This window comes from Mesorhizobium sp. P2_C4, assembly GCF_056404575.1.
Genome location: NZ_JBFUDT010000005.1, coordinates 172,163 through 183,794, shown reverse-complemented (window position 1 = coordinate 183,794; position 11,632 = coordinate 172,163). Strand labels below are relative to the sequence as shown.

The following is an 11,632-nucleotide window of genomic DNA, read 5'->3' as shown; positions in this document are numbered from 1 at the left end:
ATCTCTCCCGCAAGAGGAAGCTGCGCCGATTTCGCCAGCGTTGCTTGGGCACTCAGCTCACAGCGTCTTGCTGTCGAACTGGCCTTTTTGCTTCATCATTTCGAGAAAGGTCCTGGCCTCGACGCTTCCGTGTCCTGCCGCCGTGGAAAACCACTTGACTGCTTCCGGATAGTTCGGCTCGCCGCTGATCCCGGTGTAATAGAGCTTTCCAAGGTTGAGTTCGGCATCGACATTTCCCGCCTTGGCTGCCTCCAGAAACCAGAACTCGGCGGATTTGTTATCCTTGGCTGTCCCCCTGCCCTGGGCATAGGCACCTGCCAGATACAGTTCGGCCGAAACGTCCCCCTGCTTTGCGGCCTTGAGCCACCACGAAACGGCATTCGCGTCGCTCTGGGTCAGCCCAGCGCCTGTCCAATATGCAACGCCCAGGCTCATCTGCGCATAAGCGTCTCCCTGGCTCGCGGCCTTCAGCCACCAGGACGCTGCTTCCGCGTAGTTCCTGGCAACGCCTTTGCCCATTGCATAGGCGTAGGCCAGCGCCGACTGCGCCGGGACACTGCCCTGTTCCGCCGCCTTGGCCAACCAGGCAAACGACTGGGCGTCGTCCTTGCCGATGCCTTTTCCCAATTCATACGCGTTTGCCACGGCGTATTGCGCTTCCGGCACTGCCGCGGTTGCGGCCTTCATCCACCATTCGAAAGCCAAACGGTCATCCTGACCGACGCCATAGCCAAGCGAATAGAGGCTACCCAGCAGGGCCTCGGCATTCGGATCACCCTTGTCGACCGCTTTTCGCACCCACATCACTGCGAGCTGATCGTCCTTCTTGACCCCTTGGCCAAGATAGTAGGCACGACCTACGACGAAAGCCGCCTCCGCGTTTCCCTGGTCAGCCGCCTTGCGCCACCAGTAGAGAGCTTGCTCGTAGCTTTGTGTAACGCCTTGGCCCTGCTCATACAGTCGGCCGACGGCGTACTCACCATTCACATTGCCGTTGTCGGCTGACTGCCTGGCGAACTTCAACGCCAGTTGGTCGTTTCTTTCGACCCCTTTGCCCTGGGAATAGGCTTGGCTGAGCCAAGCTGCTGCATCAGCATTTCCTTGCTCGGCCGCTTTGCCCCACCAGTAGGCCGCCAGCTTGTCATTTTGGGCAATACCCTGGCCACGCCAGTACATCGCTCCTAGACCGGACTGTGCGTCAGCATTTCCTGTCTCGGCCAGCAGGGAGATCTGATGGAATTGCTCGCGATCATCCTTGGCCAGGAAAGCTGCCTGAAACTTCCTTATGGCTGACCACTGCCCATAGTAGTTTCGGACAGGCCCAAACAGCACGAAAGCGGCCAGTAAGACCAGGACGATGGGGAGGACTCTTCGGCGACGCGGCGCGGGCAGACTGAAAACAGTCGTATCCGCTTCAGGTGGCCAGTCATTGTTGCTCAAGTTTTGCGATCCATTTGCAGCCACCAGTAGTCCTTAGCGCAAGCCGCGCTGCTCTGGAATATCCGCTGCGTTGAATGTCGCACTACTCTGGCGCTCCCGCAAACATCACCACGCCATCGCCGCCGTTTGCCGGCCAGTCGCGGATGGTGCGGTCGTAGCCGCCGGTGAGCAGCGTGCCGTCGGGGGCGAAGGCGACCGAATAAAGCGGCCCGGTGCCGGGATCGAACTCGGCGATCTCGGCGCCGGTGTCCATGTTCCAGAGCCGCGCCGTGCCGTCGAGCGAGACCGAAGCCAGGCGCTTGCCGTCGGGGGATAGCGCGATTTCGTAGACGGTACCGGAATGGCCCTCGAAGCGGCGCAGTTCCCTAAAAGTGTCGAGATCCCAGAGCTTGATCGTGTAGTCGCCGCTGCCGGTCACCACATGGTGGCCGTCGGCGGTAAAGACGGCGCCATAGGTGCCTTGCTCATGGCCGTGCCAGCTGCGCAATTGCTTGCCTGAAACGATGTCCCAGAGCTTCAACTCGCCGTCGATGCTGCCCGAGATGGCGTGCGTGCCGTCAGGCGAGACGGCGACGGCGCTGACCGACCAGTCGTGGCCCGGCAGCACATGCAGCACACTGCCCTTGTCGATATCCCAGACGATCACGGTGCCGGTGTCGTGGCCGCTGACGGCAAGCTTGCCGTCCGGGCTGATCGCCAGGTTCCTGACGCCGCCATTCTCGCCTGAGGAGAAGACATGCAGCACCGTGCCGTCGGCGAGTTTTCGCAGCACGATCTCGCCGTCGTCGCCGGCGGTCAGCGCGCTGGCGCCATCGGGCATGAACAGCGCCGTGCGCGCCATGTCCTTGTGGACGCCGAGGTTGCGGATCAGCCGCTTGCCGTCGATGTCCCAGAGCTTGATCATGTGATCGGTGCTGGCGCTCATGATCGAGTGCCCATCGGGCGCCACCGCCAGCCAGACGACGGCATCGCGGTGGCCGTCGGGTTGTGTCGGCAGTGCCGGCGCGGATGGCGGCAATGGCGCTACGGTTGCTGGCGGCGCCGGCTCGGGCGGCGAGACCGGCGGGGCAAGCGCGACCTCCGGTGGCGGCGTGGGTGCTGCGGGCGCCACAGGTGGCTGGGCAGGCAATGGCGCCGGCTGAGACGGTTCCGGCGGTTTGGCGGCCAGTTCGGGCGGTGGGGCAGCCAACTCGGGTGGCGGGACGGTTAGCGGCGGTGCCAGGGCGGCGACGGGCGGCGAGATTGGCGGAGCCGGTGGGGTCGCCGGTTCCGGCGCCGGCGGGGCGCTGGCGACATCCTTGGGTTCATTGGCCTTGGGCTCGCTCGGTGCAGCCACTTCGCCCGAGCCGGCGTCACGCGCCCAAGGGAAGTGGTCGGCCAGAAGCGCCAGCACGGCAATTACCGGCAACATCAGGAAGGCGCGCCGCAAGCCGGGGCGACCCTTGGAGTCGATCTCGGCGTCGCGGCCAAAAAGCGGCGCTCCAGTAGGCTTGTTTGGGCGACCAGGCAGCAGCCCGGCCCAGAACAACAAGGCGCCAAGCAGGCAAAGCCCGCCGACCGCCAGGAACACCACCGGCCACAGCGTGGCCGGACCATGCAGCATGTGGACGATCCCGCTCCAGCTGAAATCTCTATCGCCCAACAGCAAATACGCGCGAACCAGGCAGGCCAGGGCGGCCGCCAGCAGGGGAAGCGCAAACAGCCTTTCGGCCAACCTGTCCATCGGGCTCTCCCCCCTCGGCGCCGCGCACTTCGCTCATCATGCGGCCCGCCGCACCCGAGATTAGCATCGCAACAAATAGCGCAAAATGCCGTGAGCGAAAGTGGCTGACATCACGCGGCCGCCGCGCAAAGCGCCCTTTCGCTCTATCTACCTCAACTCCACCCACACCGGCGCGTGGTCGCTGGCGCCGTCTTGCCCGCGAACATCGCGATCGATGCCGGCGGCAGTGAGGCGGCGGGCCAGCTTTTTCGACAGCAGGATGTGATCGAGCCGCAGCCCGGCATCGCGCGGCCAGCGGTTGCGGCGATAATCCCAGAATGTGTAGAGCGTCTCCTTCGGATGCTTCTTGCGCAGCGCATCAAGCCAGCCTTGCTCGAGCAGGCGAGCGAAGGATGCCCGGCTCTCCGGCTGCACCAGCGCGTTGTCGTCGTAGGAGCGGGTGGCGTAGATGTCGCGCGGCTCGGGCACGATGTTGTAGTCGCCGACCAGCGCTACCGGCAGACCGGTGTCGAACAGCTGCCCGGCATGCGCCTCCAGCCTTTCGTGCCAGGCGAGCTTGTACTGGAATTTCGGGCCGGGCTGCGGGTTGCCGTTCGGCGCATAGAGACAGGCGACGACAATGCCGTTGACCGCTGCCTCGATGTACCGGCTTTGCCTGTCGGCCTCGTCGCCGGGCAGCGCGTCCGCCGTCAGCACCGGCTCCGAACTCCGCGCGAGAATAGCGACGCCGTTCCAGGTCGGCTCGCCCTTCCACACCGCGCCATAGCCGGCGGCCGCAAGGGCCGAGCGCGGAAACTGCGTGTCACGCGCCTTGAGTTCCTGCAGGCAGACAATGTCGGGCTTGGCCACCGCCAGCCACGCCAGCAGGTTTTCGAGCCGGCTGTTGATGTTGTTGATGTTGAAGCTGGCGATCTTCATTTGAGAATACCGGGCGAGCCTTTCGCTTCGTCATCCTCGGGCTTGACCCGAGGATCCATGCCGCGACGCCTGCGATGGAACGCGGCGGGGCAGAATTCTGCTCGGTTGCTGCGCTAAGTCATGGCATGGATCCTAGGGTCTGCGCGCGTCGCTTCGCTCCTTGCTCCGCCCTAGGATGACGAAGCCGATGGCCGCGCCAGCTTGGCTTTTATCGTCTCCGCAACCGTCTTTAGATGATCCGCCGTCGAAAAGCCCGAGACGCTCTTGCGCGGTTTCAAATCGTGGTCGCCGTCCTCCAGCCAGACAACTTCGATCTTGTCGGAGAGTCCGTAGGTCGCAACCTCGTCCTTGGTGCCGAATTCGTCGCGCGTGCCCTGGAAGATCAGGGTCGGCGTCTTGAGATCAGCGAGATGTTTTGTCCTGAGTTGTGTCGGCTTTGCCGGCGGATGGAAGGGATAGCCGAGACAGATGAGGCCCGAAATCTCGCCCTTGGCAAACATCTCGTCGGCGACCATCGAGGCGACACGCCCGCCCATCGACTTGCCGCCGATGATGAGCGGACCGGTGACGCCCCTCGCTCTGAGATCAGCGATGGCCTTGATGTATTCCGGGTTCACCGTGTCGGCGCGCGGCGGCGGCTTGCGGTGGCCGTAGCGGCGGGCGGCCATGTAGTGGAATTCGAAACGCGCGATCTGGAAGCCGGCAACCGCCAGCGCCTTGGCGGTGGCGGTCATCGAGGGCGAGTCCATCGACGCACCAGCGCCATGGGCGAGCAGGATGGTGACAGGGGCGGTGTCGTCGCCGTCGAAGAGGAAGGTGGTCATGGGGTGGCCTTTCGCGCGACGGCGACGCTGGCGATCTCCCCCCTCGTGGGGGAGATGCCCGGCAGGGCAGAGGGGGGCGTGAAGGAGCACAGGCCTTCGGTCAAATCTCCGCGAAACAATTCGCTCTGAAACGGGCCGATCGGTCGGCGGGACAGCGCCCCCCTCTGTCCTGCCGGACATCTCCCCCACAAGGGGGGAGATTGGCCGTCATTCCGGCCTTCGCCAACCATCGTCACCCCGCCGTCCGCGCCGCCTGCAAATCGACGAACTGTATCCCCTTGGCCGCCATGCGCGCCCATTCGGAGTCGGCATCGAGTTCGAGGTAGCGTACCCAGCAGCGGCGGGCCTCGGGCAGGTTGCCGGCGTCGAATTCGAGCCTGGCGAGGTTGAACACCGGGTCGGCATAGGTCTTGTCGAGCGCGATGGCCTTTTGCAAATGCCGGCGGGCGGAAGCCACCTTGCCCTCGTCGCTCATCAGCCCGGCGAGGTTGAACCAAGCCTCGACGAAGGCCGGATCGAGCTTTATCGCGCGGGCATAGTCGTGCGCGGCCTCCGCTACGTGGCCGCCGGCGCGCAAGCAGTTGGCGCGGTTGAAAGCGGCGATGGCGTCGCTCGGGTCGATGGCGAGGCAGCGCTGGTAGAGAGCTGCAGCATTGTCGTGCCGGCCCTGCTCTTCCGCCGCTTCCGCCTCGGCAAACAGGTCTTCCAGCGTGTCGTCATCCGCCGTTCCCAGATCGAACAGCAATTGGCCGTCGAGTTCGCTCTGGCCACCTTCGAGATAGATCGCGTCGGCGCGCCCGAAAGCCGAGCCGACATTGAGCGACTTGGCGGTGAGCGAGGCGACCGGGCCGGAGCGGTGCACGGAGCGCGCGATCGCGCCCCAGGCAGCACCCCCAGCAACCAGTCCGGCATATTTGCGGGCGAGGATCAGATCGCGAAACGAGTACGGTTCACTGTCATGTTCGAAGGCATCGAACAACGACAACAAATCGAGATCATCAGCGGCGAGCCGCGACTGGTCGATGAGCGATTGCCGCGATAGCGCCGAGGCTTCCGGCGCCCTCATCAGCCCGAGCAGGCGCAGGAACCCGTTCTCGCTGAGAAGCGTGCGCCGGGCTGCGCGCTCGGCGGCAACGCGGCGCGCTATCTCGGCGTCGCTGGCCTTGCTGAGGTAGCTGCGGCCGAACACGACATGGGAGGTGCGCCGGGTGACGCCGCGCCGCAACTGGCCGTGCTGGCGCTCGACCTCACGCGCGGCGAGCCGCAGCGGAAACGCCGCCAGCGCGCCGATGGTGCCGAAGACGGCACCGGGTGTGACTATAGCAGTGGGCGCCGTCACCCTTTGCTCTTGCCGACGGCCTTGAGCAGGTTGGCCTTGAGCGGATTTTCCTTAGGCGCGGCCTTGGCCTTGGCGGCAGGCTTCGCCTCGTCATCGGCCTTGCTCTTCGACTTGGCCGGCGGCTTCGCCGACTGCGACAGGCTCGCCTTCAGCGCATCCATGAGGTTGATGACATTGCCGCGTTCGGGTGCGGCCGCAATGATCGGCTTGTGGCCCTTCAGCTTCTCGCGGATCATCGCCATCAGCGCGATCTCGTAGCGGTCCTCGTAGTTCTTCGGATCGAAGGTGGTTTCCTTCTGCTTGATCAGCGCTTCGGCCAATTGCAGCATTTCGGCGTCGGGCTTGCCGGCCGGGATGTTGCCGAAATATTCAGCCGTGCCGCGCACTTCGTTCGGGTTCCTCAAGGTGCAGACGAACATGCCGTTTTCGCGCGCGCCGATGGTCACCACGCGCTCGCGGCTGGACAGGACGAGGCGGGCGATCGCCAGCTTGCCGGATTTGCGCATGGCCTCGCGCAGCACGGCGAAGGTCTCTTCGGCCATGGCGCCGTCCGGCGCCAGATAGTAGGGCGCGTCCTGGTAAATGACGTCAACCTCGCCCTCGTCGACAAAGGCCTCGATGTTCATCGTGTGGTTGGATTCGATGCGCACCGCGTCGAGGTCGGCATCATCGATGATGATGTACTGCTTGTCCTCGTACTCGTAGCCCTTGACCAGGTCCGAGCGCTCGACCAGCCCGAGTTCGGGATCGACCGGCTTCATATTGATGCGGTTGTGGGTTTTCTTGTGCAACTGGTTGAAGCTGATGCGCTCGCTGGTCGTCGTTGCCGGATAGAGCCGGACCGGACAGCTGACGAGGCTGAGCTTGAGGTAACCTTTCCAACTTGCCCTGGGCGCCATGAAACTCTCTCCTACGCAAACTGCTGCAGCTGTCTTTCGTCCGAAGGACGTGCGGCGCTGCGGAAATCCTACATGCCTGCCGACAATACCGGCAAATCCCTAGCGAAATCTTCCATGGAGGCGCAGGGGTCGCCGGAAGGCCTCGCGGCGGAGGATAATTCAAATTGTCTGAAGCGTCGATGGAGTTGCGTTCCTCGCCTCCGCAAAGCGGGGGAGAGGTGGCTCGGCGAAGCCGAGACGGAGAGGGGGAATGGCGCAAGCCTATCCGCGCGCAGGTTCAAGCGAATCCCCTCCATCCGGTAGCGCAGCCCCCTCTCCGTCCGCTTCGCGGCCACCTCTCCCCCACTTTGTTGGGGGCGAGGAAACCTAGTTCTGCAGGGTAGGCAAATCCCGCGCGAAATCCTCGATATCCGCCCAGGGATCGCCTGACGTTGCGAGCAATCCCGGCAGCGAGGAATAATTCAAATCCTGCGGCGCATCGATGCTCTCCAGGTCGCTCCAGCTCACTGGGGTCGAGGCCGGCAGATTGGTGCGGGCGCGCAGCGAGTAGGGAGCCGCTGATGTGTGGCCGCGCGCATTGCGGTGATAGTCGATGAAGATGCGCCGCTTGCGGTTGTCCTTGCCCATGGTGGTGGTGAAGGTGTCGGGCGCGCTTGCCGCCAGGCGCGTCGAGATGGCGCTGGTCGCCTGATGCAATTTCTTCCAGTTCTGCTTTTGCGTCACCGGCACGGTGATGTGGATGCCCGCGCCGCCCGAGGTCTTGGCGAACGGCACCAGGCCAAGCGCTTCCAGCTCGCTGCGGATATGCACCGCGGCCTCGACCACTTCGCGCCAGGCAATGCCCTCGCCCGGGTCGAGGTCGAAGACGATCTGATCGGGCTTGTCGAGGCTCAAGCGATGCGTGCCCCAGGTGTGGAACTCAACGACGCCGAACTGCGCCAGCGCCAGATAGCCCTTGGCGCCTTCAACCGACAGATAGGATTTGGTTTCGTTTTCGGAGTTGGTGGCTTCGAAAGTCACCACCGAAGGCGGCATGCCGGTGAAGGCATGGCGCTGGAAGAAACAATCCTTTGGCAGGCCGGTCGGGCAGCGCACCAGCGACACCGGACGTCCGAGAATGTGCGGCAGCATGAAGTCGCCGACCAGCGCGTAGTAGACGGCGATGTCGAGCTTGGTTGGTCCGGTCTTGCCGAACAGCCGCCGCTCCGGATTGGTCACCCAGATGGTGGCGAGGTCGGCCTCGGCGATCAGCCGCTTGCGTTTTGGCGCGACCGGCGTCGACAGGCCGACATCGCGCAAGCCGCGAAACACGCCATGACGCAGCGCGTTGTCGGTGGTGCGGTTGGCATAGTGGATGCGCGCCGACAGCAGCGGCCGCACCCAGTTCATCTCGCGCATGATCTCGCGCGGCACGCCCTCCGGCGCCGTCGCGCCTTCGCGCAGAGGCTGCAGCCGGGCGAGCAACTCAGCCGCCGTATCGCGGTCGAAGCCAGTGCCGACCTTGCCACGATAGTGCAACTCGCCATCCTCGAATTCGGCCATGCCGAGCGCCGCCAGCCCCTCGGCCGCGTTGGAGACGGTATAGCCGGCGATGACGAAATCGCCCTTCTGAAGTGCCTTGACCTTGGTCCAGCTCTTGGTGCGGCCGCTCTGGTAGATCGCGGTCGCTCGCTTGGAGACGACGCCTTCCAGCCCCAACTCGGAGGCCTGGTCGTAGAGCCCCTGCCCTGAGCCTTCGACATGATCGGAGAACTGGATGGCGGAATTGGCGCCGAGGCCGGAGAGCAATTGCGCGAGCAGCGCCTTGCGCCGGATCAGCGGCGCCTTTCTCAGATCCCAGCCGTCGAGATGAAGCAGGTCGAAGGCGTAGAAATGCAGCTTGTTGCCGGCGCCTGCGGCCAATGCGTCCTGCAGCAGCGCGAAGCGGCTGATGCCCTTGGCGTCGAGCACCATGATCTCGCCGTCTATGATGGCATCGCTGCACGGCAATTTGGCGAAGGCATGCGGTAGATCGCCATAGCGCTTGGTCCAGTCGATGCCGCCACGGGTGATCAATTTGACCTCCCCGTCGGCGACATGAGCCATGGTGCGGTAGCCGTCGAATTTTATTTCGTGCAGCCAGAGCTCGCCTGTCTTCTCCGCCCGACTCTCGCCACCTGGCGGCTTCGGCACCTGAGTGGCAAGCTGCGGCTCGATGCGGGCAAGCGCCGCCGCCTTGACCGCGCCGGGCAACGCGCCGGGCTTCAGCGCCACCGGCTTGGCGGGTTTGCCGGGCGGTTTCGCCGGCGCCACCAACTCCTCGATGCGCCTGCCGGATTTGACGCTTTCCGGCCGCGCGGCAAGAATGTCGAGCGCGGTGTCGGCGGCAAGGTCGCGCTCCTTGAACAGCAGCCAGTTCTTTTTGTCCGCGTCCTCGCCGGGCTTGGGTTTCAGCCGCGTCAACATCCAACCGCCATTCAGCTTCGCGCCGGCAAGGCGGAACTTGAAGGCGCCGGTGCGCAGGCTTTTTTCGATATCGTCCATCGGCGCCCAGGTGCCGGTGTCCCAGACGATCATCGGCCCGCCGCCATATTCGCCTTCGGGAATGACACCCTCGAAGTCGATATATTCGAGCGGATGATCCTCGGTCTCGACCGCCAGCCTTTTGTCGGCCGGGTTGAGCGAGGGACCGCGCGGCACCGCCCAGCTTTTCAGGACGTCGCCGACCTGCAGGCGCAAATCATAATGATCGGCGGTGGCGTGGTGCTTGTGGACGACGAAGCGATTGCCGTCGCCATCCGCCAGCCCACCCGCCGGCTCCGGTGTCCTGGTGAATTCGCGCTTGGCGCGATAGGCCCTGAGTTTCGGTGGAGTGGTCATGTCCGCATGCTAGGCGGGATGCGGCGGCTGCTCAATCGTCGGTGGCCGGCGTCAATTCGAGCTCGGCGGGCGACAAGCCGCCCTGCAACTGGCTGAGCCGGAATTCGTCGACCCAGTAGGCCTCGCCATCGACGAGCACCCGGGCCGAGTAGGCGCCGCCGGAAAAGCTCTGCGCGGTGATGTAGACCTTGTGGCGGTCGAGCGCCTTGCGCACCGCGGCACGCTTGGAATTCTGGCTGGTGGCGGAACTGGCCATGACTTGCTCGTACACACGCAGCCGCGGGACAAGCGGCGTATAAGGATGGCCGAGAGCGGGTGTTCTGTCAATTTTCGGGGCAATCGCGCTACCCAGAATCGCCCCGTCGGGCACATCTGCGCGCAAGCAATGAAGGTTTGCGGGTGGTTCACGCCGAAGCTGTTTTCAGCTTTTTCGGTTCGGCCCGAACCACCCGCCCGCCTTGCGTCCTTCCCAAGACAGGCGACGAGATAGGCGCCTTGGCACGAACCGGCCTTGATCAGAATCAAATGGCCGCAAAGGGATTGGCGGCTGTAGAAACTGAGTGTGCGTCCTATATAGGTTCCAATTCGCTCCCCGGAGACCATCACCAATGACCTTGAGCACACGCAAACTTGGCAGCCAGGGGCTGCAGGTATCAGCGATCGGCCTCGGCTGCATGGGCATGAGCCAGTCCTACGGCCCGGCCGACGAAGCGGAATCGATCGCCACGCTGCACCGCGCCGTCGAACTCGGCTGCACCTTCCTCGACACGGCCGAGGTCTACGGCCCCTTCATCAACGAGGAATTGCTTGGCAGGGCGCTGAAAGGCCGGCGCGACCAGGTGACGATCGCCACCAAATTTGGCTTCCTGATTAAGGACGGCAAGCAGGTCGGCACCGGGCGCGACAGCCGGCCCGAGCATATAAGGGAGGTGGTGGACGCCTCGCTCAAGCGGCTTGCCACCGACCATATCGACCTTCTCTACCAGCACCGCGTCGACCCTGATGTGCCTATGGAGGACGTCGCCGGTACGGTTGGGCAGCTGGTGACCGAGGGCAAGGTGCGCTTTTTCGGCCTGTCAGAGGCAGGTGCAACCAACATAGGCCGGGCGCATGCCGTGCATCCGGTGTCGGCGGTGCAGAGCGAATATTCGCTGTGGGAGCGCAATCTGGAGCCCGAGATCATTCCGCTGCTCAAGCAACTCGGCATCGGCCTGGTGCCGTTCGCGCCGCTCGGTCGCGGCTTTCTCGCCGGTGACGTCAAGCGCGCCGAGGACTATCCCGAGGGCGATTTCCGGCGCGGCGACCCGCGCTACCAGGGCGCCAATTACGACGCCAATATCGCGGCGGCCACCAAGGTGCGCGACATCGCGACGGCGAAGGGTGTCAAGCCGGGGCAGATCGCGCTGGCCTGGCTGCTGAACAAGGGATCGGACTTCGGCATCGACATCGTGCCGATCCCCGGCACCAAGCGCAGAACCTATCTTGAGGAAAACATCGCTGCGGCCACGATCGAACTCGATGCCATCGAAATGCTGGCGCTCGACGTCGCACTGGCGCCAGGCAAGGTCGCCGGGCCGCGCTACAACGAACGCGTCATGGTGACGATCGATCGGTGAGGGCCTGGCTGCCC

The 11,632-nt window shown here is 64.4% G+C and carries 9 protein-coding genes; 1 reads left to right on the top strand and 8 read right to left on the bottom strand.

Annotation, left to right across the window (positions count from 1 at the left end; all coding sequences use genetic code 11):
- Positions 1–57: 57 nt before the first annotated feature.
- From AC1DX6_RS21050 to AC1DX6_RS21015, 8 genes are all read right to left on the bottom strand, one after another.
- Positions 58–1,440 carry a tetratricopeptide repeat protein gene (locus tag AC1DX6_RS21050; RefSeq protein ID WP_477316840.1) on the bottom strand — a complete coding sequence of 461 codons (1,383 nt, stop codon included), beginning with the start codon at positions 1,438–1,440 and terminating at the stop codon, positions 58–60.
- An 82-nt stretch (positions 1,441–1,522) separates the two neighbouring features.
- Positions 1,523–3,163 carry a WD40 repeat domain-containing protein gene (locus AC1DX6_RS21045; RefSeq protein WP_477316838.1) on the bottom strand — a complete coding sequence of 547 codons (1,641 nt, stop codon included), beginning with the start codon at positions 3,161–3,163 and terminating at the stop codon, positions 1,523–1,525.
- A gap of 147 nt (positions 3,164–3,310) precedes the next feature.
- A complete protein-coding gene (locus tag AC1DX6_RS21040; RefSeq protein ID WP_477316837.1) occupies positions 3,311–4,081 on the bottom strand; it encodes an exodeoxyribonuclease III in 771 nt (256 codons plus the stop codon).
- Positions 4,082–4,251: 170 nt separating this feature from the next.
- Positions 4,252–4,905, bottom strand: coding sequence for an alpha/beta hydrolase family protein (locus AC1DX6_RS21035; protein WP_477316835.1), 654 nt, complete (start codon positions 4,903–4,905; stop codon positions 4,252–4,254).
- Between the two features lie 232 nt (positions 4,906–5,137).
- Positions 5,138–6,226, bottom strand: a complete 1,089-nt coding sequence (locus AC1DX6_RS21030) for a tetratricopeptide repeat protein (RefSeq protein WP_477317156.1) — start codon at positions 6,224–6,226, stop codon at positions 5,138–5,140.
- Positions 6,227–6,240: 14 nt separating this feature from the next.
- Entirely contained in the window at positions 6,241–7,143 is a 903-nt protein-coding gene (gene ku, locus AC1DX6_RS21025; RefSeq protein ID WP_477316833.1) for a non-homologous end joining protein Ku, read from the bottom strand.
- 366 nt (positions 7,144–7,509) lie between these two features.
- A complete protein-coding gene (gene ligD / locus AC1DX6_RS21020) occupies positions 7,510–10,002 on the bottom strand; it encodes a DNA ligase D (protein ID WP_477316831.1) in 2,493 nt (830 codons plus the stop codon).
- 31 nt (positions 10,003–10,033) lie between these two features.
- Complete coding sequence (locus AC1DX6_RS21015; protein WP_477242349.1) at positions 10,034–10,258, bottom strand: hypothetical protein; 225 nt, start codon at positions 10,256–10,258, stop codon at positions 10,034–10,036.
- A 352-nt stretch (positions 10,259–10,610) separates the two neighbouring features.
- Between AC1DX6_RS21015 and AC1DX6_RS21010 the strand changes: the two genes are divergently transcribed.
- Positions 10,611–11,618, top strand: a complete 1,008-nt coding sequence (locus AC1DX6_RS21010) for an aldo/keto reductase (protein ID WP_477316829.1) — start codon at positions 10,611–10,613, stop codon at positions 11,616–11,618.
- The last annotated feature ends 14 nt before the right edge of the window (positions 11,619–11,632 follow it).